Consider the following 23410-nt stretch of genomic DNA (forward strand, 5'->3'; position numbering starts at 1 on the left):
ATCAGTTAGCTCCTTTCACAGCAGCCATCATTTCGGCTTGACGCGTTTTTTGAGGGTGTTGTTCTTTATATTCACGAATCATTGTTAAAAATTGATCGAATAGATAGCCGTTATCAAAAGGCCCTGGTGCTGCTTCTGGATGATATTGTACAGAAAATGCTGGATATTTCTTATGCTTCAAGCCTTCAATCGTTTTGTCATTGTTGTTGATATGAGTTACTTCCAGTTCTGTTCCTTCGATTGAAGCTTCTTTCACTGTATATCCGTGATTTTGTGATGTAATGTAACAACGACCTGTTTGCAAATCTTTGACAGGATGGTTACCACCACGATGTCCGAATTTCAATTTGTCTGTATCTGCTCCGCAAGCCAAAGCGAACAACTGGTGTCCTAGACAAATACCGAAGATTGGATATTCTCCAAGCAATTCTTCAATTACTTTGACAGCAGCTGGTACATCTTTCGGATCTCCTGGACCGTTAGATAATTGAATACCATCTGGATGTAAGCGGCGAATCTGTTCTGCTGTTGTATCTTGAGGTACCACAACCACATCGCAACCACGCTGAGACAACTCACGTACAATCCCTGTTTTTGCGCCGTAATCAATAAGTACGATACGTTCTTTTGGACCCGGACTTGTATAAATATGAGAAGTTGATGTATGACTTACTTGGTTGGTAGCCGATACGCTACTGTTTAGACGCTCCATCAATTCTTCAGTCGATAATGATCCGCTTGTCAAAATGCCTCTCATTGTTCCTTGATGACGAATACGACGTGTTAACATGCGTGTATCGATATCGCTGATTCCGATAATGCCATGTTCGCGTAGCAACTCATCAATCGTATATTGAGCACGCCAGTTACTAGGTACAGGCTCATGTCGACGAACAACGAATCCATTAATATACGGACGAACCGATTCAAAGTCATCACGGTTAATACCATAATTGCCGATCAGCGGATAAGTCATTGTTACGATCTGCCCGCAGTATGAAGGATCAGATAGTACCTCCTGGTAACCGGTGATTCCGGTATTGAATACAACTTCTCCAGTGGTTTCGCCTTCTGCTCCGAAACTACGGCCTGTAAATAATGTTCCGTCTTCTAATAACAATTTTGCCTGCATCCCGTTTCACTCCTCTATCTATCTTAAAAGTTAGTTATATTCAAATGAATATTTTTATCATTTTTTAGTATATTTATGCTTTGGAAGCCGTAGCTTCCTGCGACCACACGACTTGACCGTCTACGATCGTTGTCTGTGGCCAACCTTGTAATGTCCAGTTGGTAAATGGGGTATTTTTTCCTTTTGTTGCAAATGTAGCTGGATCGACCGTTTGCTCTGTTTCCAGATCGATTAATGTGATATCTGCTGGAGCCCCTTGTTCTAAGCGCCCTGTTGCCAAACGGAATACTTTAGCTGGATCAGATGTCATCCGATCTACAAGCATTTGTAATGTCCAGCGTCCTGTTTGGACAAATTTGGTATACAACAATGGAAATGCGGTTTCGAATCCAACGATTCCAAATGGCGCTAATTCCATTCCTTTTGCTTTTTCTTCTTCACTATGAGGTGCATGATCGGTCACAATAATATCGATCGTTCCATCTTCTAGTGCTTCAATACAAGCTTCTACATCACGTGGTGTACGTAGAGGTGGATTCATTTTCCAATTCGCATCCATACCCGGAATATCTTCATCGGATAAGATTAAATGATGCGGGCATACCTCAGCAGTTACTTTGATACCGATCGATTTGGCTAAGCGAATCAAGCGAATCGATTGCTCTGTACTCACATGGCACACATGATAATGAACTCCTGTTGCTTCTGCTAGTAAAATGTCGCGTCCTACATGGATCGCTTCTGATTCATTAGGAATCCCTTTCAGACCATGTTTGCGAGCAAATTCGCCTTCACTTACAGCCGCTCCTACCACCAGTGAATCATCTTCACAGTGTGCAATAACCGGCATATCCATCGATGCTGCAAGCGCCATTGCATTTTTCATCATTTGTGCATTTTGTACGCCTACACCATCATCTGTGAATCCGATAGCCCCAGCTGCTTTGAGTGCTGCAAAATTGGTTAATTCGCGTCCTAACTCGTTGACTGTGATGGCTGCATAAGGCAGTACTTTGACGCTCCCTGCTTCTGCTGCTTTGTCCAGTACCAATTTCACTACATCGGCATTGTCTGTAACCGGTCGTGTATTTGGCATACAAGCGATAGTTGTGAATCCACCTTTTGCCGCTGAAGCTGTCCCAGTAGCAATCGTTTCTTTATGTTCAAAACCAGGCTCTCGTAAATGTACATGCATATCGATCAATCCTGGAGTGACTAACTTGCCTGTTGCATCGATCTCTGTTACTTCTTGTCCTGCTCCATATTGTTGAAGCAATTCTGCTGTATTTTGATCTCCTGCAAAAATGTGTTCAATCTGACTACCTTCTACCCATATATGTTTGATTTCCAGTTCATTTTGTCCGTTCAATACGTTTGCGTTTTTGATAAAAAGTGTCATTGTTAACCTCCGAAATTGTATTGTTGATTATCGTAGTGCTTAGTTACGTAGGGCTCTTTCAATAACAGCCATCCGAATCGGTACACCATTTTGCATTTGTGGGAAAATTTTTGATTTAGGACTTTCCACCAGTGCATCATCGATCTCAACATTACGATTGACTGGAGCCGGGTGCATAATAATTGCATGCTGTTTCATCCGGGCAGCTCTTTCTTCGGTCAATCCATATTGTAGGCGATATTCTTCTGCTGACTTGAGCATGCCTACAGCATGGCGTTCAAGTTGCACTCTTAACATCATCACTACATCTGCTTGTAACGCTTCTTCCATACTGATATAAGAAACTTCTCCGATATCATCAGCGCGCATATTGCTTGGTGCACAGAAGCTTACTTTGGCACCCATTGTCTGTAAAGCCCAGAGATTCGAGCGTGCTACACGACTATGCAAAATGTCACCTACAATCGCTACATGCAGACCTTTTAACTCTCCAAACTGTTGACGCATCGTGTACAAATCAAGCAATCCTTGGGTTGGATGTTCATTGTTGCCATCACCCGCATTGATTAGGGGTACATTCACTTTTTCTGCTAATTCTTGCAATACTCCTGAAGGCTTCAAGCGAATGATGCCTGCATCAATTCCCATACTTTCAAGTGTTCGAACCGTATCGTAAATGGATTCGCCTTTTTCTACGCTTGATACTGCCGAGGTGAAGTTCAACACTTCTGCACCCAAGCGCTTTTCAGCCATTTCGAAAGAAAAACGTGTACGTGTACTATTTTCAAAAAACATATTCGCTACAAAGCGTGATTGCAAAACAGATACTTGCTTCTCTGTATGTGCATCCCAGTAAGCTGCTCGATCGAGTATTGAAACTAACTCCGGTTGACTCATACCTTTGAGACCCAGTAGACTGCGTTGTTTCAATGTAGTAGTTGTCATAATCATGCAGTCACCTCACGATGTTGCATAATATTGACTTGATCGCTACCGTCGATTTCGCTTAGTCGTACTTCGATTTCTTCCAGCTTGGAAGTTGGTACGTTTTTGCCGATATAATCCGGGCGAATCGGAAGTTCGCGATGTCCGCGATCTGCAAGGACTGCTAATTGAATCATTTCAGGTCGTCCGCAATCCATTAGTGCATCCATAGCGGCTCTAATCGTTCTACCTGTGTACAGTACATCATCGAACAAAATAATTTTTTTGTTACGAATCGTTAGATTAGCAGGTGTTAGCATCGTACTGCTATTCATATCTGTAGGACGTCCATTGTCTTGATCATCACGATATCCTGTAATATCCAGCTCACCACAAGGAACAGGTTTACCTTCAATTTCTTGAATACGTTCTGCGATCCGTTGTGCCAGGTAAATACCTCTTGTACGAATCCCAATCAGAATACAATCTTCAATCCCTTTATTTTTCTCCAAAATCTCATGTGCAATACGTGTAAGTGCGCGTCGGATTGCTGTTTCATCCATGATAATGCGAGTCTCTGTGCTCATTATCGTTAGCCTCCTCAGGTTGTGTACACCCTGGGCCCCGTGGTCAACATCATAACGCGTGTCTGGTTCATACTCTTGCTTGACTCTATTGCACGTTCTTCGGTCAGGGTATAAAAAAGACTCCCTGCCCTAAAACGGCAAGGAGTCTGTAGTCATAGACACACATCATGACAGTCATACTCAGACGCACTGTAGTATGCACCACTCCACACAGAGGGTGTCCTACAGTGAACATCGTTCACGTTACCTTGCCAGTCTCACGGGACTGAATTAAAGGTGCTTATTCATCTGAAATGAATTATGACAGAAACAACACTACCTGTCAACCGCACAACTTACCGTGGGATGATGAAGAAATGATTATATAGTTGTAAAAGAATAGTCATACTTTGTTTCAATAATCATAATTATACAATATATACGAATAAATATCCACAATTATAAGTAAATATATCATTATTATCATTTTTTATTCATAAATTATTCATAGTGCTTAACTTTAACCTTAAACATTTTTGCTCTTTTACATATGGATAGATATAAAAAAGAAGCCAATCTGAATATCAGACTGACTTCTAAAATAAAAATGCTTATTAACGATTACGCAATGATAATAATATTTGTTCCAGATCATCAGGGATGGGTGCTTGAAATTCTAAATATTCTCCTGTAGTTGGATGAACAAAACCAAGTACAGCCGCATGCAGAGCTTGTCCATTTAGTGTAGAAGCTTTGGCTCTTACACGTCCATACATTGGGTCAGCAACTAACGGATGATCGATAAATTTCATATGCACACGTATTTGGTGAGTACGTCCTGTCTCAAGACGAAGCTCTACTAATGAAAAATCACCAAAACGCTCTGTCACTACAAAATGAGTAACAGCATGCTTACTATTCTTCTCGGTAACGGTAAACATTTTACGATTTTGGCTAGAGCGACCAATCGGTGCATCAATAGTGCCTTGATCATGTTCTATATTACCATGAACCAGTGCAATATATTTACGGGTAACGGTATGATTTTTGAGCTGTTCTGATAATGAAGCATGCGCTTTATCATTTTTGGCAGCCATCAATAATCCAGTTGTGTCTTTATCAATACGATGCACAATACCTGGACGCACTTCGCCATTGATACCGGATAAGTCTTTGCAATGATACATCAAAGCATTAACCAACGTATCAGAAGAATGACCGACTGCTGGATGGACAACCATACCACGAGGCTTATTAATTACGATTACATCTGAATCTTCATAGACGATCTCAAGCGGAATATCTTGTGCTTCGATCTCTACAGTAGATAGACTAGGAAGTTGAACAACAACCTGTTCATTTTCTATCAATTTATGATTAGCTTTGATTACTTTGCCATCTACTGTGACTAAGCCATCGGTTATCCACTGTTGTACTTGAGAACGTGAGAAACCTTCTGGCAATAAGTCTGTAATGTATTTATCGATACGTGTTTTAGCATCTTCTGCATCAATCGTCCATTCCATCACTTGAACAGCACCGATCTCTGTCTCATCTTCGCCTGTTTCTTCCACATGTTCTAGATCAGGTAATTCTTGCTCTACCCAGTCTTTATCTTGAACTTCATTCATCTCTGATTTGTCTTGCTTACTCACTAAACATTCTCCTCTTCATGACCGGCAGTTTGTTTCTTCTGACGGCTCATATCCAACAGTGCGTCTATAATAATCAATGCAACCCCGACTACAATACAAGAATCAGCTACATTGAAAATCGGAAACGTATAACTGCCAAAGTTAAATTGTAAAAAGTCCACTACTTCACCCATACGTGCACGATCAATAAAGTTACCAATCGCTCCACCCAAAACAAGTGATAAAGCAACAGGCAATAATTTATCCGGTTGTGATTTCACTTTTTGGATATACCATATAATCGCAACAACGACTATTAACGTAATCACGACAAAAAACCAACGTTGATTTTGCAAAATACCAAAAGCAGCGCCTTGATTACGGTGGGAAGTAATCAAAAAGAAATTGCCGATCACTGAAATCTGATCTCCTCGTTCCATTCCAGTAGCGATCCAGTATTTGGTTAACTGATCTACAATAATCGCTATAATTGCAATCACATAATATATCACAATAATCCTCCACCCTATAGATATCTCGTCCATATGCTTAGTACGATAACCTCACTAAACATAGCTTTGTTTATTGTAGCACAGCCTAGAATCAGTCGTCTATTGAGAACCTTTATAATAAAAAAACATGGGTATGATCTTCCTACTATAAAAGTAGATAGATCATACCCATGCTTATGTTAGATCAGATATATGATCTGCTTCATCCTGTCTTTTGTTACGAAATACGGATACCTACATTTTGTCCCATCAATTCAACTTGTTCCATGCCTTCTTCAGTAGTAAATGCTACATCGTTAACCAATACATTTTCACGTAATACATGATCAAATGTTTGGATTGCTTGACGAAGATCATCGTTCACAGACAACGTTAAATTCACGTATTTTTCGATAGGTAGATCTAATTTTTTACGATAGTCTTGAACCGCACGTACAATTTCACGTACCCATCCTTCTTGCTCTAGTTCAGGTGTTACATCTGTATTGAGTGCCACTGTTAGACCATACCCTGAAGCAGAAGCAAATCCAGACTTCGCTTTTTTCTCTACTAATAATTCTTCATTCGTCACTTGTAGCTCTTCGCCTTCTGGTGAAAGAATATGCAAGAATCCATCTTCAACCACTTTACGTGTTTCTTCTACAGACATGCCTTTAAAGAAGTTTTGCAAGAAGCCTACATTTTTACCGTATTTTTTACCGGCTACTTTAAGGTTTAATTTCAATGTAAAGTCTACAAATCCAGAATCATCGGTTTCGGTATGAATACCTTTCACGTTGATCTCGTCTTTGATGATTGATTCATAGCTGGTCAAATCAAAATCTTTGTCCAGCGAAACGATCAATTCAGATAAAGGTTGACGTGTTTTGAGACCTGTCTCATTACGTACATTACGTGCTAGTTCGACAATGCGACGAGCTGTTTCCATATCGCGTTCTAACTCAAGATCGATCAAGTCTTCATTGGCAACAGGATAATCATCCATATGCACACTTTCGCCACTGCTGAGGTTAAGATAGATATCTTCCGCTAACATTGGTGTAAATGGTGCAATCAATTTAGCTGTTGTTAATAGGACTTCCGTTAAAGTACGGTAAGCATCTAATTTGTCTTCTGTTAGACCACTACCCCAGAAACGGTCACGCGAGCGACGGATATACCAGTTACTCAATTCATCTACAAAAGCTTCAATCGCTTTGGAAGCATTTAAGAAATCATTTACAGCAAGCCCTTTTTCAACTTGCTTGATCAAACTGTTCAGACGAGACAGAATCCAACGATCCAACTTATGCTCTGACGGTTGGAAAGGATGTTCTGCTGGATCGAATCCATCAATCGTTGCATACAATGTCATAAATGCATGTGTATTTACAAGTGTATCCACCATTTTGGATTTCGCTTCACCTACGATACCTTTGGAGAAACGTTTACTGTTCCATGGCGCACTATCAGATAGCAATGCCCAGCGGAAAGCATCTGTTCCGTATTCATCAATGACTTCCCACGGATCGATTACATTTCCTTTAGACTTGGACATTTTCTGTCCTTGTTCATCCAATACATGACCTGTCGCCATAACTGCTTTGTAAGGAGCTTTGCCTGTGATTAATGTAGATACCGCAAGTAGACTGTAGAACCAACCACGCGTCTGATCGATACCTTCACAGATCATATCTGCCGGGAACTGCTCCTGGAATGTATCTTGATTTTCAAAAGGATAATGCTGTTGCGCAAATGGCATTGATCCACTATCAAACCATACATCGATCACTTCCGGTGTACGGAACATCTCATATTGACCACATGAACTACGTACTTTGATATCATCTACATACGGTTTGTGTAGTTCGATATTTTCAGGCACATCACCAATCGCGCGCGCGCGAAGTTCTGCAATACTGTGCGGTGCAAACTGCTCACCTGTTTCTGCGCATACCCATACGTTAAGCGGTGTACCCCAATAACGATCACGACTAATATTCCAGTCCACCAAGTCTTCCAAAAATTTACCAAAACGTCCATCACGGATATGACCTGGATACCATTCTACTTCTTTATTGTTAGCGATCAATTGTTCTTTAACGGCTGTCGTTTGGATAAACCAACTATCCATTGCATAGTATAATAGTGGTGTATCACAACGCCAGCAGAATGGATACGTATGCTCATATCTTTCTTTGCTGAACAAACGATCTTTTTCAGACAACAAACGCACGATATCGATATCGCAATCTTTTACAAAACGACCTGCAAAATCAGTCACTTCAGCTACAAATTTACCTTCTAGATCTACCATATTCACAAAGCTAATACCATTTTCACGACATACACGGTAATCATCTTCACCATGTGCTGGCGCCATATGAACAATACCTGTACCACTTGCATCGGTAACAAAGTCTGCTCCTAGAATGATGTTCGCTTTTTCTGCTGTAAAATAGTTAAATGGCGGAGCATACGTTTTGCCTACTAATTCTGCACCTTTTAATGTGCTCAGTACTTCGTATTCGCCTTTACCATCTTTCATCACATCGTCTACCAAATTTTTAGCAACGATATACACACTTCCATCTTGACTTACACGTACATAATCCATATCTGGATTAACTGCTAAAGCTACGTGAGAAGGCAATGTCCAAGGTGTTGTTGTCCAAGCAAGAACATACTCGCCGCTATCATCAAGCTTGAATTTCGCTGTTGCGCTCAAATCTTTGACATCTTTGTATCCTTGAGCAACTTCATGAGAACTCAGTGTTGTCTGACAATCAGGGCAATATGGACTTACACGGTGTCCACGATACAATAGACCTTTATCATGAATCGTCGCAAGATTGTTCCACACACTTTCGATATAGTTATTTTCAAGCGTTACATATGGATGATCTAGATCAGTCCAATATCCAATCCCAGATGTAAGATCACGCCATTGTTGCTCATATTCGAATACACTTGCTTTACATTCTTGAATAAATTTCTCTACACCATACTCTTCGATTTCATGTTTGTGAGAGATTCCTAATTTTTTCTGAACACCTAGTTCAACAGGAAGACCATGTGTATCCCATCCTGCTTTACGAACAACACGGTATCCTTTCATCGTCTGATAACGACCGACAAAATCTTTGATGACACGTCCCAAAACGTGACCGATATGTGGCTTACCATTCGCTGTTGGTGGACCTTCATAAAAAACGAAGTTAGGCTTACCTTCCCGATTCTGAATCGAACGTTGGAATGTATTTTCCTCATTCCATTTATTTAAAATCCGTAAATCCCGTGTGCGTGCTTTTTCTTTGACATCGACTCTTTGCATGATTTTGTCATCCTTCCCCATCTATTAATATCGAATGCACTCTAACTATCCCGTATGAAAACATCAAAAAACCCCATCCCATAAAAGGGACGAGGTTGCTCGCGTTACCACCCTTGTTTCACTTCGACCTTTATACCTCTATACAAACTAAAATCCAGTATTTCTACTGTTTTTGTCTGTATTCAGGTGAAGTGACACCTTAGATCCGCACAAATGATGCGGTGCCTCTGTAACGGTTGGCACTCCGGCTTAGCTTACTTGATGCTCGTTCAGCCTCGCTTCTCCAGGGGGATATTCAATTATACGATGTTCATTGGCTTGCACCAACCGCCAACTCTCTGTGAACACGATGTATAATTTACTGACCCTATCAATGAATGTTGATGTTCATATTTATATTCGTCTACACGAATCAATTGAAATAAAGTTATAGAATATTTATAGCGCTTTAGACTATAAATGTCAACTTAGAACCCGTAATCTTAGTACAAATCACCTGAACTATGTTGTTCTTCGTTATCGCGGTCTCTATCACGATCTCTGTCTCTATCGCGGTCACGGTCGCGATCTTCTAGACGATCTCTTTCACGATCACGTTCATTGCTTGTGCGTTGAAGTTCACGCGTTTGATTTTCCAAAGCATCCCATCCATCTTGGCTAAGTAGCTCTAATTGAGCTTCTACCAATGTACGGAAACGTGTGCGGTAAATAGAAGCTTGTTTTTTGAGCTCTTCTACTTCCATCGACACTTTGCGAGATTTGGATAAAGACTCATTGATAATACGATCCGCATTTTTCTCGGATTCTTTAATAATCAATTGAGCTTCTTTTTTCGCATTGTTACGAACTTCATCTGCCGCTTCTTGAGCAACAATGATCGTTTTGCTCAACGTATCTTCCAGATTTGCAAAATGATCCAGACGTTCTTGAATAGACATTAACTGACTTTGCAGTTCTTTGTTTTCACGAATCGCCCCTTCATAATCTTTGATCACTTGATCTAGAAATTCATTCACTTCGTCTTCGTCATAACCACGCAAACGACGCGAGAATTCCTTATTATGTATATCCAGCGGGGTTAATGGCATGTTGGACACCTCCTGTAATGTTTAGGCCGTTGAATTGCCTCGTTATTGCTATGATACTTCATTTCGACGCATAAGGATATATCCCTGCCAAAGACGTTAAAAAATAAATAAATTTGCTGTATATTCACGATTTAAATAGAAGCCTATTCTATTCTTTATCAAACAAATTTACCTACTTCGACTCGATATCTTCCTTTTTTTGTAATTCCATCCATTTCTAATACTTTAAAGCGACCAAGCCCTTGAATAGAAATCATATCGCCTTGTTGCAAAGCATGAGAAGGATTTTCTTCTACTTTCCAATTCACCCGGCAACGTCCTGCTTTGATTGGCACCAGGATTTTACTACGGCTTAGTCGGTATACATCACTTGCTATCCCATCTAAGCGTAAAGAAGCTACAGTTAGCTCCATCGATTGCAATTCTGGAGTAGCGACCTGTAATTCAGTAATCGGTAAAATCTCTGTCATTACATGCAAGCGATGAACTTGTGTTAAATTTAGATGCAAATAAGAAGCAATCTCAGACGATACCACCGTATGACAACCATCCGCCAACGCGTGGATATCTCCAATTTTACCTCGCTTGATCCCCAGTCCCAAAATAGAACCCATATAATCGCCATGTTCCAAATCAGCGAATTTACGCCCTTCTGGCGTGATCGATAATACTGATAACTGCATATCTTCGTTATCCAAATCCATATAATCCGGTCCGATGATGGCACGTTTACGTTCTGAATGTTCTGATCCTCCATCCAAACGAATATGCACATCTAGATTACGAGCAGCAAGAATATTCAGAATATAAGCTTGACGTGGATCTAAAAAATCGGTCAGCTTTAGCTCATGATAACGGGCTGCGTTATCGATCCACTCCGCAGCCCGTTCCACAAACTCTCGCTCATCTGGATGAAAATGATGATAAATATTGCTTTGCATGATGTTGTTCATACCTTTCATATTTAGAGCAAGTGTAATAGATTGTTTGTTACAAAATGATCAAGATTAGTAAATAAGACTTCTTAATAAAAATACTAATCCACTAAATGCCAATTGTAATACGAATAAAGCTACAATCGGAGATATATCAATTGCTCCCATAATCGGTGGTATAAAGCGACGGAAAGGAGCAAGATAAGGTTCTACTAATCGTGCCAAAATTTGCCCAAAAGAACTTTCACGCGCGCTAGGCAACCAGGACAGCAAAATATAAATAATAATCATATACGTGTAGATTCGATATAAAGCATTTAAAACTGCAAAAGCCGTTTCCAAAATTGCGTCACCTCATCTTGTTATATTCGTAATCTTCGCCTAAAATTTCAGCGATCGTGCCCTCAATTTCGACGGTATCCGGTGTACACAGAAAAATGTTGCCCCCGATTTTTGAAATACTGCCTCCAAGTGCATAGACGGTACCGCTCATAAAATCAATAATACGTGTCGCTTGATCGATACGAACACGCTGTAAATTGACGATAACCGATCGGTGAGATCGCAAATGGTCTGCAATATCTTGAGCCTCATCATAACTACGCGGCTCATTCAAAATCACTTTTACATTTTTCTGAGAATGAATACTAACTACATTGCTGGCTCTATTGTTCTTACGTAATTCTGTGCCAGAGGTTTCACGAGGTTCTTCATCATCATCCATAATCTGTTCGCGCTCAACAATTTCCTCTTCTTCTTGAAGCCCTAAGAAGTTCATAAAGCGATTCATTACTCCCATCGTTAATCCTCCTCTTTCCCTACTAATATGGAACCCAGTCGCACCAGTGTAGCGCCTTCTTCTATAGCAATCTCAAAATCACCCGACATGCCCATAGATAAATGTGTTAATGGATTTTTAGTTAATCCACGCTTATTGATATCATCTTTTAATTCACGAAGTCCTCGAAAAACAGGACGTGTCATTTCTGCATCATCAACTTCTGGAGCCATCGTCATCAAACCTACTACTTCTAGATTTGAGAACGAAGCAATACTTTCAAAAAACGAATTCACTTGCTCAGGTGGCAATCCATATTTTGATTCTTCACCAGAGATATTAACTTGTACTAATACTTTAACACGAATATCCATAGAACTTGCTTTTTTTTGTATTTCTTTTGCTAGTGATAAGCGATCTAAGGAATGAATATATTCAAATTTGCCAATTACATCTTTTACTTTATTGGTTTGTAAGTGACCGATAAAATGCCACACTCCACGTTCGTGTAATTGATTCCATTTATCTTCAGCATTTTGCCAGCGATTTTCTCCTAGATGTAATAGCCCTGCATCTAGTACCTCCGCCGTTTTGGCAACAGAAACATATTTGGTTACAGCCACAAGCTGAATGTCTTCACGCTTGCGTCCGCTTCGTTCACAGACTTGATGAATTCGTTGTTCGACTTGCTCTATTCGTTCTTGTAATCCCAACTGTATTTCACTCCGTTTCTATACCTATCCAACTCGCCATTCTGCCGGTTGTTCCTCCGTCAGCTCGATACGAGAAAAAAAGATCGTGGTTACGGTAAGTACACCAATTACTCATTTCGATATGGTCAGCAGGTATTCCTGCAAAAATCATGAATTGTCGATTTAATTGTTTGAGGTCTAGCCAAGTTTTACCATTATCACCCGGACGGGCATAAAGAGGTTGTTCACCATTACCCATTAACTTGCTTTTCCAAACGTTTACGGCATCCATCACTTTATCATCGACTTCATAGCTTTCGCCACCGATAGAAGGACCTATCGCAGTATGGATATCAGATATAACACTTCCATATTGCGTTCTCATCGCTTCGATCATTTCACCTGCAATATTAGCGACAGTGCCTTTCCAACCTGCATGAGCAAGCCCTACGACCTGTTGTACAGGGTCTATAAAGTATAGAGGTACACAATCTGCATAAAATGAAGTTAATAAGATACCTAGTACATTGGTGATTAATCCGTCAGTATTTTGAAAAGCACTTTCTCGATCAAGCCAACCCTTGCCTGTATGTTCTGCTGTAACGATCTCTATATGATTACTATGTACCTGTTCACCAGATACCCAGTGAGTATAAGCAAACTTTAATTCATCGCATAATAGTTTGCGATTTTGTAATACATCTTCCGGTTGATCTTCTACATGATACGCTAAATTAAAAGAATCATAAGGCGCTTGACTGACTCCACCTTTGCGTCCGGTAAATCCTGCTGTGATTCCTTGACTATAGGCAGAAGTATCTAACTCAAATAATTCAGGTCCGCTATCTATCGTACGGCTTACAAACTTCTCCATGTATATCCCTCTATTTTTCAAATTTTCAATGCATTAATTATACTCTAATGATATAAAAACAACAAAAAAGTTCTTTCTACTTTTAAATTTAGCTAAAGTAGAAAGAACTTTTTTAAACAAATATCAAATTATGAGGTTGAGCCAATAATAAAACTATTTTTCCAAGAAAATTTATCACCTAGTTCGGAAAATACTATACTAACCGGACCAATGGTAGCAGAACCAGGTACATCTGAATAAGGATGAGTATACGCACTAGCAAAAAGTCCAGTAGTACCTTTAAGACTAACAGGTATTCTAATTTCAGAAGCTAGATAACCACTTCCCCCGCTAGTTAATGTCTTAAATTTAGCATGAACACCATATACTGAAGATTCATCAATACTCTTGAAACCATTGACTGGCTGAAATACTCCTTTAGACCCTACTCCAGTAACTCCTGATTGCCAAGCCATTCCAACGCGATCAGTAGTTGCTATAATAGGCAAAGCACTCCATGAAAAATTTGTTCTATAAGAATACTTAAACTCTTTTGCATTAGCAGTTTTACCAATATATATTAATGAGCCACTACCTTTAAAAATCCCTTTACCATCACTGCCCATCAAACTTTTGTTCTGTGGTATCCCTAAGCTCTTTAGATCATTTTGTTTTATTTGTTCAATCTCAGATTTATTGCTATTATCTATACTATGATTTTTACCTTCTAAATCTGTATAAGACTCTTCATAGTTTTCGGTATTGGTATTTACTTTTATTCCTCCTTCACTGATGATTTCATTTTTTTCTTGATCCGACATCAGACTTATTTCATCCTTATTAAAATTCATTGCTGCTAAGAAATTATCTTTCTCGTTAGTTTCTAGTTTATCTTCAGGATTTTGAATTGCTTCGATTCTTCCATCTTGTAATTCTGTTACATAATTGTTCTCTACTATCTGCGTATTACTTTTTTGTTCTAATTGATTCGCATTTGAAAAACTTGGAAAAAGAGCTAGGGATATAGCTAAAGTAACTCCAGTAAATATTTTTTTGTTCAAAATAAGCCTCCTGTATATATGTATTTTGAATATTTGTAAAGTCTAACACTACTGAACTATAATGTCTAATTTACCAAAAAAAGAAAAAAGTATGTAACTAATAAAAGTTACATACTTTTTTAAGGTTTAATTTTAATCGTTTTTATGACGAGAACGATTGCGTAGGAATGTTGGAATATCCAACTGATCTCCACTAGGTTGTGTAGTATTTGTATTGTTGTACGGACGTGATGTCGGAGCTTTGTCTTCTGCATTCGTTGATGCAGTAGGTGTAGATTCATCGACAGGCTGAGACGGACGACGTACCGGTGGCAATGGTTGTGCTGGTTTGTGTTCAAATCCTGTTGCGATAACAGTAACTTTGATCTCTTCTTTGAGGTCTTCATCAATAATCGCACCGAAGATCATATTTACTTCTGGATCAGAAGCTGAAATAACGATCTCTGCTGCTTCATTGACTTCATACAAGGAAAGGTTATTACCGCCAGTGATGTTCATAATCACACCACGTGCACCTTCGATCGAAGTTTCAAGCAATGGACTCATAATCGCTTTACGTGCTGCTTCTGCTGCACGATTTTCTCCTGTAGCTTCACCAATACCCATCAAAGCTGAACCACGTTCAGTCATGATCGTTTTTACATCGGCAAAGTCAAGGTTGATTAGTCCTGGTACAGCAATTAGATCAGAGATACCTTGTACCGCTTGGCGCAACACATTATCTGCTTCACGGAAAGCTTCTAACATCGGTGTCTTTTTATCTACAATTTCAAGCAAGCGATCATTAGGAATAACGATCAATGTATCGACTTTTTCTTTTAATCCTTCGATACCTAGTTCTGCTTGTGAAAAACGCTTACGTCCTTCAAATGTAAATGGACGTGTTACCACACCTACTGTTAATGCGCCACATTCTCTAGCGATTTCAGCAATAACTGGTGCTGCACCTGTTCCTGTTCCGCCACCCATACCCGCAGTAACGAAAACCATATCTGCACCTTTAAGAGTGCTCATGATCAAATCACGAGATTCTTCAGCTGCTTTTTTACCTACATCTGGATTAGCTCCTGCACCCAAACCGCGTGTCAGTTTATCACCGATTTGCAATTTGTGTTCAGATTTAGCCAAGTGCAATGCTTGAGCATCAGTATTAACTGTTATAAATTCCACGCCTTGAACACCATTCTCAATCATACGGTTAACAGCATTACTTCCGCCGCCACCTACACCGATGACTTTGATCTGGGCTAGGCTTTCCATTTCGAAATCAAATTCTAACATACTTTCCCATCTCCCCCTCGTTGTCCATGAATAGCTTGTTTCAATATAATATTGAACTCTAGCTTATATAAACTCACTGAACATATTTTTTAACCGTTCAATCAAGCCCGGCTTGGCACTGCTTTCCGGGGTCGAGGTTGTTTTGTTACGTGCTGGTGCTTTTTTATTAGCTCCAGCCGTGCTTCCACCACCACGGATATTGCGGATGACATTGTACAAAATGCCTACCCCGCTTGTATAAGCAGGATCACGTACACCAATATAATCAGGAACTGCTATTCTTACAGAAGCTGCCAGTTCTTCGCGAGCTACTTCCAAAACGCCCGGCATTGAAACTGTACCTCCTGTCAGTATATAACCACCAGCAAGCTCTTGATAACCGAGTCTTGTGACTTCTTGACGAATCAGTTGAAAAATTTCTTGCACACGAGGCTCAATAATGGCTGCTAAATCTTGCTGTGTAAATTCTTTGTCTACGTTACTGCCAATACGCATAACTTTGAATACTACATCAGATGCAGCATCATCTATCAAAGCACAACCATATTTCAGTTTTACTTTTTCAGCATGCTCTGTTAATGTGCGTAATCCATAAGCGATATCGTTCGTTACAAATTCTCCACCAATCGGTAAAGTTGATGTCGCTTTAAGCGAACCTTCTTCAAAGATTGCAATAGTAGATGAACCTGCACCAATATCAACTAGAATCGATCCCATCGATTTTTCATCTTTGGACAAAGCCAATTGACCTGCACCTAATGAAATCAATACAAGATCTTTGATACGCAAATCTGCTTTTTCTACACAACGAAGAAGATTATGGATCGAAGTTTTAGCACCTGTAATAATAGTAGCTTCTACTTCTAGACGAACACCAATCATTCCGCGCGGGTCTTGAATTCCTTCTAACCCATCTACCACGTACTGTTTAGCAACAACGTCAATAATTTCCCGTTCAGGTGGCAGAGCGATTACTTCTGCCGCTTTCAAAACACGTTCGATATCTTCTTCACCAATCTCACGATCTTCATTGGATACGGCAACTACTCCGTGGCTCGTTTGAAGTCCGATATGATTGCCTGAAATACCAACGATAACTTCAGATATCTGAATGCCGACCATACGCTCAGCATGATCAACAGCACTACGGATGGATTGCACAGTTTGATCAATATCTACGATCGCACCTTTGCGAATTCCTTCCGAGTCGGCAGATCCAACTCCAATAATATTAAAGGTTCCATTGTTGATTTCCCCGATAATAGCACGAACTTTGGATGTACCGATGTCCAAACTAACAATGATGTCATTGTTGCTCAAGCCCTAGGCACCTCCCGCTATCCTGTAATAAAAACGGTGTATTCGAATATTTTAGAATCACACCATTATGTGTTGGAAATTGAATTTCCGAAATAAATTGTTTCCCAAAATTGCTCTCTACATTAATATTCAACATTACATATGCTTTCCCTCTTTTTTCTCCAAACTTTTTGAACACTGGTTTGCATTATAAAAAGGTTGAAGAAAAAACGATCAGGTAGGCTATTTTCACCGTAAATTTTTAAAAGTTTACAAAACTTTAATATCTACAACTTTCATTCTAGCATCTTTCGGTCATTGCAGAAAGTATTGTATCTATATGATTTTACAAAACGTTCGCATTTATCGATCACAAAAGGCTAAATCTTACGGTGCAACTTCCTGATCTGCTACGTCTTCCGGGTTGAAAGGCGTATAGGCATCTGCTTCAAGCATTGTAATGACACCTGGCGGTTGAGTCTCGATAACCTGATTTAGATACTCTACTTTGTCTGCTAAAAGTGACACACTTGTGATCACTTCAAAGCGAGAACGTGTATAGATTTTGATCCGGTCTGGAAACGAAGGCGTTGGTGAAGGGCTAATTTCAGAAATATCAGAAGACAATTCATTAGGAATAGTCCCTAATACTTTGCATAATTGCACTTTCTGAGCTTCAAAATCAGACCATCCTGTAAGCACAGGTTTTTCAACAGCCACTCCGCGTGTATCTGCTCTTACCAAAGCTCCACTTTGTAAAATAGCTGTGAGTTCTCCTGAATCTTGCAGTTCATAAGCAACTACAGGATATTCTTTGATCGTCACATCAATTTGACCTGGAAAATGCTTGATCACTTCTGCATCTTGGATCGAACTGATCGTTAATAATCGCTTTTCGATCGTTGTAGCCGATGTACCAAAAAATGCATTTCCTTTCGCCAATCCACTTACATTTAACAAATCGGTTTTGGCTGTAAACGTATTTCCTTTAAACGTGATCTGAGATATTTTACCAATAGGCGAAAACCAAAATACAATTCCGATTACGACTAAAAGGATAAGCGACAATAAAATAATCAATCGCGTTTTACGAGTTATTTTTGGATTAAAGGAAGGTCTCCGATTGCCAGCCGGTTTGTTATTTGGAATAACAGTTAATTTTTGCTTTACCATAGCGATCTCCACAAATCTTTTTTAGGTTTTATTCAATATAGTCTTTTGTACCAACTGAATTCAGTCATCCACTTGTCTGAAATAAAGTCTTTGTCATTATATCATGCAGAATGCTGAATACCTAAATGTGCTTTGGCTACGGTTTGATACGGTTCACTTTTACTTTTCACCCATCAGATATACTTCAGGTTGAAGTTGTACGCCAAACTGTTTAGATACTTCTTGTTGCACATGTGATATTAACTCTAATACATCAGCTGCGGTACTTTGTCCCACATTTACAATAAAGTTAGCATGTTGAGTCGATATTTCGGCTCCACCAATCCGGTATCCTTTGAGTCCTGCTGATTCGATTAAGCGAGCAGAATGATCTCCAGGTGGATTGCGGAAAACACTTCCTGCTGAAGGTTGCTGTAAAGGTTGTGTAATCCGTCTACGATCTTTATGTTTATTCATTTCAGCCATAATGGTATCGCGATCGCCTGTTTTCATTTGAAATGAGGCTTCAACAACGATTCCAGGTTGTTCTTGCAAAATCGAATGACGGTAAGCATATTGCATATCTTCTACGCTATAGGTCACGATTTGTCCATCATGAAGAACTATTCGAGCAGACTGCAAAATCTTAGATGTATCTGATCCATGAGCTCCTGCGTTCATATAGACAGCGCCACCTACAGACCCCGGAATACCGCCAGCAAATTCAAGACCAGACAATCCTTTTTTAGCAGCTAAAACACAAAGTTTGACGACAGAGTGTGCACCACCTGCAATAATCCGATCTTCTTCAAATCTAGCGTAATCAAAACCTTCGCCTAATTTGATAACCACTCCGCGAATTCCTTTATCTGCGACTAACAGATTAGAACCTCGTCCTAGCTGTGTCCACTGAATATCATGCTCATGCAAAATAGTCATAAGTGTACTTAGCTCATCTTGATTGCTGGGTATTACCAGTACATCAGCAGGTCCGCCAATTCTCCATGTTGTATATTTTGCTAACGGTTCATTGATAAGAACTTGACCGACAGCATGCTGGGATAAAAGATTCATCCACTGCTGCATTTTGTTAACTTCCCCCTTCTAGCGGGACAGAACACCTGACAAACGCTTCATTTCTTCAACAATCAAAAATGCAGATTGAGGTGTACCCAAGCTTGTTGCTGCTTTGGACATGTTCTGTCTAACCTCTTCATCACTCATTACTTTATCTATTCGAGCTAACAATGATTCCCCTGTCAACTCACGCTCTAATAATACTTCTGCTGCGCCTGCTTTTTGTAAAGCCCAAGCATTAGCTTCTTGATGATTATTTGTAACATTAGGTGACGGTATTAATATAGATGGCGTACCTAATGAAGTGACCTCAGCCAACGAAGAAGCCCCTGCACGACCGATTAACAACGAAGTAGCTGCTAGAACTTCGGGCATATTAGGAATATACGGAAGTACATGAAGATAATAAGGAAATGATCCTACAGCATCTCGAATACGTTCGCGAATTTCTTCGTAATAAATTTCGCCTGTTACAAATACATAATGTACCGCTGGATTGTTTTGTTTGAGCAAAGGAGCAATTTGAACCATTGCTTCTACAAGTGCTCTAGCGCCCCGGCTACCTCCTACAACTAATACAATCTGTGCATCAGCAGGTAGACCTAAGGAAGCAAGTCCACGTTCACGATTTGCATTTTGTACCATAGTCGCCCGCGGGTTGCCTGTAAACATCACATGCTTTGAACGCGGAAAACGATTCACTGAATCTTGAAAACTTACAGCTACTGTACTTGCATATCCACTCAAAAATTGATTCGTTAATCCAGGAATCGCATTTTGCTCATGTACAATAGTTGGTATTTTAAGCTTGGCAGCGGCATATACTACAGGGCCACATACATAGCCACCTGTTCCTATGACCACATCAGGCTTAAATTCTTTCAATAACTGTTTTGAAGTTTTCACACCCTGAATGAAGCGATTTATCGTTTTGAAATTTTCTAAAGAAAATAACTTGCGTCTAAAACCGGTAATATCAATAGATTCAAAAGGGATTTTTTCTTCAGGAACAATTTTGTTTTCCAATCCTCTTTTGCCACCAATATATAAAAATTCAGCATCTAATCCTTCGGTCTCACACTGCTGAGCAATCGCAAGTGCTGGATAGATATGACCACCTGTACCTCCGCCGGTCAATACGACCCGCATGATAAATCACCTCCTTAATTCAAATTTCATTATTGTTATTTATTCGTTAAGTAGCTGAATGATCTATTGTAAAGTAGATGTACGTTTTATGCTACTTATCTCAGTTGAACCTTATAGCTGGTGTACAGCTTCTTTAAAAGCACGACCACGTTCTTCATAAGAGGAGAACATATCCCAGCTTGCACATGCAGGAGATAATAATACAATATTATCCGGTTCAGCAAACATTGCTGCTTGCTCTACTGCTTGCTTGATAGCTAAGTCAGGTTGCTCTGATTCTTCGATAATTTGTACTTTTGTAATTCCAGCAAGTTCTGCTACTTTAGCTAATTTGTGACGGGTCTGTCCCAAAACAACTAACGCTTTAACCTGTTGCTGAAATACAGGTAACAAATCCATATAATCAGAACCACGATCCAGACCCCCAGCAATCAGTACAATGCCTTTATCTTGAAAAGCGGATAATGCTGTCATCGTTGCTTTGGCATTGGTTGCTTTGGAATTGTTGTAATACTGCACTTGATCATGTTCTTTTACATATTCTAAGCGATGTTCTACACCTCGGAAATCACGTAAGACATCAGCCAGATCTTGAGGACGACATCCAGCTGTAATAGCAATCGCACAAGCTGCTAACGCATTGGCGACATTGTAACGACCAGGTATACCCAATTCATGTACAGGTAAAATAGCCACTTCTCCATCTTGATCACAATACATCATTGTACGCGGTAATTCATCTTCCATTTCTGGAATATAGGCAGGAGATACGTATAATCCTGCTGATAATGGTGAATGCGTAGCTGAAGCGGATGGCTTGGCTGCTGATATATAATTGCCCAAGTTCTCTGTGATCGAAAATGGAATTAAAGTACCCGCTTGAATATAAGGCACAAGGCTACGGCAATAACTGTCATCCCAATTAATAATTGCTGTATCGTCTTTGCCTTGATTTTCAAAAATTTTACGTTTGGAAGAAACATAATCATCCATCGAACCATGATAATCCAGATGTGTCTCTGCTACATTTAATAGACAAGCGATTTTCGGATTAAAATCACGTGTGCCTTTCAATTGAAAGCTACTTAATTCGGCTACAATCCAATTCTCTGGCTGAGCGTCACTAACAGCTTCACATAATGGAATCCCTATATTACCACCTACGATAGGATGAAGATGATTAGCTTCCAACATTTTGCCTACCCATGTCGTTGTGGTCGTTTTACCGTTAGATCCTGTAATCCCAATCATGGGCACATCAGAGATACGATAAGCTAATTCAACTTCTGTGATCACTTCTATCCCTAGATCGAGTGCTTGTTTGATTGGAGGAGCTGTATAAGGAATACCTGGATTTTTGACCATAAGAGCGATCCCTTTATGAATCAAACCTTCAGGATGCCCTCCACAAATCACTTGAATATCCAAAGCTTCTAACTCTGCTGCTTCTGGTGATTGTTCTCTTGGCTTCAAATCGTTAACCGTTACAATAGCTCCCAGACGATGCAAAGCTTTGGCTGCTTCTACGCCACTTCGTGCTAATCCGATTACGATCACTTGTTGTCCACGATATGTCTCAGGATCATTCATGTATTACAACCCCTTGCTCAAATAAATTCCGATCACTGCTAATACTAGACTAACTGCCCAGAATGTAGTTACTACACGCCATTCAGACCAACCTGACAATTCAAAATGATGATGAATCGGCGCCATCTTAAAGACCCGTTTCCCGTTTCTTGTTTTGTAAGATACAACCTGTATTACAACAGACAGCAATTCAATCACGAAAACAGCACCAATAATTAAAAAGAGCAATTCGCTTTTGGTTACAATCGCTATGCCACCAATCGCTCCGCCGATACCTAAAGAACCCATATCACCCATAAATACTTTAGCTGGATGCATATTAAATATTAAAAATCCGATCACAGCACCGATCATAGCTGCTGCACATACTGCTGCCGCAGGTGAAGTCGCTTGAACCGCTACTACTGCATACGCTGCAAAAGCTATCGCACTTACCCCGGACAATAATCCGTCTAATCCATCGGTAAAGTTAACTGCATTACTGATCGCCAGCAACATAATCACAATAAATGGATAATAAAACCAAGGACCCCAATCAAATGAAAATGATGTAGCAGGAATACCTAGTGCTGTGCTATGTCCGCTTTTGAGCAAAATATAACAGACAATTGCAGAAAATAACAACTGTCCAAACAACTTTTGTTTTGCTGTTAGTCCAAGTGAACGTTTCAAACCAATTTTAATAAAGTCATCCAAAAACCCTACTAACCCGAATCCAAGTGTAGCTACCAATAACACCCAGAAGTTAGTATCTACTACAGAAAATTTTACGTACGCTAATGTAAAAGCAATCATAATGATAATACCGCCCATAGTCGGCGTACCTGCTTTTTTCAAATGACTCTGTGGGCCATCATCACGTACTTGTTGTCCAAACTTCATACGGCGCAATACCGGAATTAAAAGCGGTGCAGCAATCACTGCCAATACAAATGAAACTGCTGCTGTTAAAAATAATATTCGAAAATCCATGTC

20 protein-coding genes, 1 pseudogene and 1 other annotated feature are annotated in these 23410 nt (G+C 39.8%); all 21 genes and pseudogenes read right to left on the reverse strand.

Annotated elements, in window-relative coordinates; translation table 11 throughout:
• Position 1: 1 nt before the first annotated feature.
• Positions 2 to 1132 (reverse strand): glutamine-hydrolyzing carbamoyl-phosphate synthase small subunit, encoded by a 1131-nt coding sequence (gene carA, locus QE450_RS12360; protein WP_273613069.1) that lies wholly within the window; start codon positions 1130 to 1132, stop codon positions 2 to 4.
• A 73-nt stretch (positions 1133 to 1205) separates the two neighbouring features.
• Positions 1206 to 2531, reverse strand: a complete 1326-nt coding sequence (locus QE450_RS12365; protein ID WP_307299539.1) for a dihydroorotase — start codon at positions 2529 to 2531, stop codon at positions 1206 to 1208.
• Positions 2532 to 2570: 39 nt separating this feature from the next.
• Positions 2571 to 3482 (reverse strand): aspartate carbamoyltransferase catalytic subunit, encoded by a 912-nt coding sequence (locus QE450_RS12370; RefSeq protein ID WP_307299541.1) that lies wholly within the window; start codon positions 3480 to 3482, stop codon positions 2571 to 2573.
• Positions 3479 to 4042 (reverse strand): bifunctional pyr operon transcriptional regulator/uracil phosphoribosyltransferase PyrR, encoded by a 564-nt coding sequence (gene pyrR / locus QE450_RS12375; protein WP_274172265.1) that lies wholly within the window; start codon positions 4040 to 4042, stop codon positions 3479 to 3481. The genes QE450_RS12370 and pyrR overlap by 4 nt, the downstream gene beginning before the upstream one ends.
• Before the next feature lie 593 nt (positions 4043 to 4635).
• Entirely contained in the window at positions 4636 to 5547 is a 912-nt protein-coding gene (locus QE450_RS12380; RefSeq protein ID WP_307302691.1) for an RluA family pseudouridine synthase, read from the reverse strand.
• Positions 5548 to 5675: 128 nt separating this feature from the next.
• Positions 5676 to 6167: a signal peptidase II gene (lspA, locus tag QE450_RS12385; RefSeq protein WP_204823285.1), complete on the reverse strand. Its 492-nt coding sequence runs from the start codon at positions 6165 to 6167 to the stop codon at positions 5676 to 5678.
• Positions 6168 to 6384: 217 nt separating this feature from the next.
• On the reverse strand, positions 6385 to 9480 hold the full coding sequence (ileS, locus tag QE450_RS12390; RefSeq protein WP_307299542.1) for an isoleucine--tRNA ligase: 3096 nt from the start codon (positions 9478 to 9480) through the stop codon (positions 6385 to 6387).
• An 82-nt stretch (positions 9481 to 9562) separates the two neighbouring features.
• Positions 9563 to 9863 (reverse strand) — a binding site (T-box leader).
• A gap of 201 nt (positions 9864 to 10064) precedes the next feature.
• Positions 10065 to 10568 (reverse strand): annotated as a pseudogene (locus tag QE450_RS12395) (DivIVA domain-containing protein); the annotation flags it as partial.
• A gap of 158 nt (positions 10569 to 10726) precedes the next feature.
• Positions 10727 to 11509 (reverse strand): YlmH family RNA-binding protein, encoded by a 783-nt coding sequence (locus QE450_RS12400; protein ID WP_307299543.1) that lies wholly within the window; start codon positions 11507 to 11509, stop codon positions 10727 to 10729.
• Between the two features lie 66 nt (positions 11510 to 11575).
• Entirely contained in the window at positions 11576 to 11848 is a 273-nt protein-coding gene (locus tag QE450_RS12405; protein ID WP_373462044.1) for a YggT family protein, read from the reverse strand.
• A gap of 4 nt (positions 11849 to 11852) precedes the next feature.
• Entirely contained in the window at positions 11853 to 12302 is a 450-nt protein-coding gene (locus QE450_RS12410) for a cell division protein SepF (RefSeq protein WP_204823282.1), read from the reverse strand.
• 2 nt (positions 12303 to 12304) lie between these two features.
• Positions 12305 to 12994: a YggS family pyridoxal phosphate-dependent enzyme gene (locus QE450_RS12415; RefSeq protein ID WP_274172262.1), complete on the reverse strand. Its 690-nt coding sequence runs from the start codon at positions 12992 to 12994 to the stop codon at positions 12305 to 12307.
• A 7-nt stretch (positions 12995 to 13001) separates the two neighbouring features.
• Complete coding sequence (gene pgeF / locus QE450_RS12420; protein ID WP_307299545.1) at positions 13002 to 13847, reverse strand: peptidoglycan editing factor PgeF; 846 nt, start codon at positions 13845 to 13847, stop codon at positions 13002 to 13004.
• Positions 13848 to 13975: 128 nt separating this feature from the next.
• A complete protein-coding gene (locus tag QE450_RS12425) occupies positions 13976 to 14887 on the reverse strand; it encodes a hypothetical protein (RefSeq protein ID WP_273613079.1) in 912 nt (303 codons plus the stop codon).
• Between the two features lie 132 nt (positions 14888 to 15019).
• Positions 15020 to 16168, reverse strand: a complete 1149-nt coding sequence (gene ftsZ, locus QE450_RS12430) for a cell division protein FtsZ (protein ID WP_307299550.1) — start codon at positions 16166 to 16168, stop codon at positions 15020 to 15022.
• Positions 16169 to 16231: 63 nt separating this feature from the next.
• The gene (gene ftsA / locus QE450_RS12435; RefSeq protein WP_204823278.1) at positions 16232 to 17488 is read right to left on the reverse strand and encodes a cell division protein FtsA; all 1257 of its coding nucleotides are present in this window, start codon (positions 17486 to 17488) and stop codon (positions 16232 to 16234) included.
• Positions 17489 to 17854: 366 nt separating this feature from the next.
• On the reverse strand, positions 17855 to 18640 hold the full coding sequence (locus QE450_RS12440) for a cell division protein FtsQ/DivIB (RefSeq protein WP_273613081.1): 786 nt from the start codon (positions 18638 to 18640) through the stop codon (positions 17855 to 17857).
• Between the two features lie 159 nt (positions 18641 to 18799).
• A complete protein-coding gene (murB, locus tag QE450_RS12445; RefSeq protein ID WP_274172259.1) occupies positions 18800 to 19705 on the reverse strand; it encodes a UDP-N-acetylmuramate dehydrogenase in 906 nt (301 codons plus the stop codon).
• Positions 19706 to 19723: 18 nt separating this feature from the next.
• On the reverse strand, positions 19724 to 20845 hold the full coding sequence (murG, locus tag QE450_RS12450; RefSeq protein ID WP_307299555.1) for an undecaprenyldiphospho-muramoylpentapeptide beta-N-acetylglucosaminyltransferase: 1122 nt from the start codon (positions 20843 to 20845) through the stop codon (positions 19724 to 19726).
• A 111-nt stretch (positions 20846 to 20956) separates the two neighbouring features.
• On the reverse strand, positions 20957 to 22435 hold the full coding sequence (gene murD / locus QE450_RS12455; protein ID WP_307299557.1) for a UDP-N-acetylmuramoyl-L-alanine--D-glutamate ligase: 1479 nt from the start codon (positions 22433 to 22435) through the stop codon (positions 20957 to 20959).
• A 3-nt stretch (positions 22436 to 22438) separates the two neighbouring features.
• Entirely contained in the window at positions 22439 to 23407 is a 969-nt protein-coding gene (gene mraY / locus QE450_RS12460) for a phospho-N-acetylmuramoyl-pentapeptide-transferase (protein WP_204823273.1), read from the reverse strand.
• Positions 23408 to 23410 lie beyond the last annotated feature (3 nt).

Origin of the sequence: Paenibacillus sp. SORGH_AS_0306 (assembly GCF_030819345.1) — a bacterium.
Classification (GTDB): domain Bacteria; phylum Bacillota; class Bacilli; order Paenibacillales; family Paenibacillaceae; genus Saccharibacillus; species Saccharibacillus kyungheensis.

Bases quoted from the DNA above. Each gene is read 5' to 3' on its own strand.
- carA (WP_273613069.1), bottom strand. From the start codon at position 1,132: ATGCAGGCAAAATTGTTATTAGAAGACGGAACATTATTTACAGGCCGT.
- QE450_RS12365 (WP_307299539.1), bottom strand. From the start codon at position 2,531: ATGACACTTTTTATCAAAAACGCAAACGTATTGAACGGACAAAATGAA.
- QE450_RS12370 (WP_307299541.1), bottom strand. From the start codon at position 3,482: ATGATTATGACAACTACTACATTGAAACAACGCAGTCTACTGGGTCTC.
- pyrR (WP_274172265.1), bottom strand. From the start codon at position 4,042: ATGAGCACAGAGACTCGCATTATCATGGATGAAACAGCAATCCGACGC.
- QE450_RS12380 (WP_307302691.1), bottom strand. From the start codon at position 5,547: ATGGAATGGACGATTGATGCAGAAGATGCTAAAACACGTATCGATAAA.
- ileS (WP_307299542.1), bottom strand. From the start codon at position 9,480: ATGCAAAGAGTCGATGTCAAAGAAAAAGCACGCACACGGGATTTACGG.
- QE450_RS12400 (WP_307299543.1), bottom strand. From the start codon at position 11,509: ATGCAAAGCAATATTTATCATCATTTTCATCCAGATGAGCGAGAGTTT.
- QE450_RS12410 (WP_204823282.1), bottom strand. From the start codon at position 12,302: ATGGGAGTAATGAATCGCTTTATGAACTTCTTAGGGCTTCAAGAAGAA.
- pgeF (WP_307299545.1), bottom strand. From the start codon at position 13,847: ATGGAGAAGTTTGTAAGCCGTACGATAGATAGCGGACCTGAATTATTT.
- ftsZ (WP_307299550.1), bottom strand. From the start codon at position 16,168: ATGTTAGAATTTGATTTCGAAATGGAAAGCCTAGCCCAGATCAAAGTC.
- QE450_RS12440 (WP_273613081.1), bottom strand. From the start codon at position 18,640: ATGGTAAAGCAAAAATTAACTGTTATTCCAAATAACAAACCGGCTGGC.
- murB (WP_274172259.1), bottom strand. From the start codon at position 19,705: ATGCAGCAGTGGATGAATCTTTTATCCCAGCATGCTGTCGGTCAAGTT.
- murG (WP_307299555.1), bottom strand. From the start codon at position 20,845: ATGCGGGTCGTATTGACCGGCGGAGGTACAGGTGGTCATATCTATCCA.
- murD (WP_307299557.1), bottom strand. From the start codon at position 22,435: ATGAATGATCCTGAGACATATCGTGGACAACAAGTGATCGTAATCGGA.
- mraY (WP_204823273.1), bottom strand. From the start codon at position 23,407: ATGGATTTTCGAATATTATTTTTAACAGCAGCAGTTTCATTTGTATTG.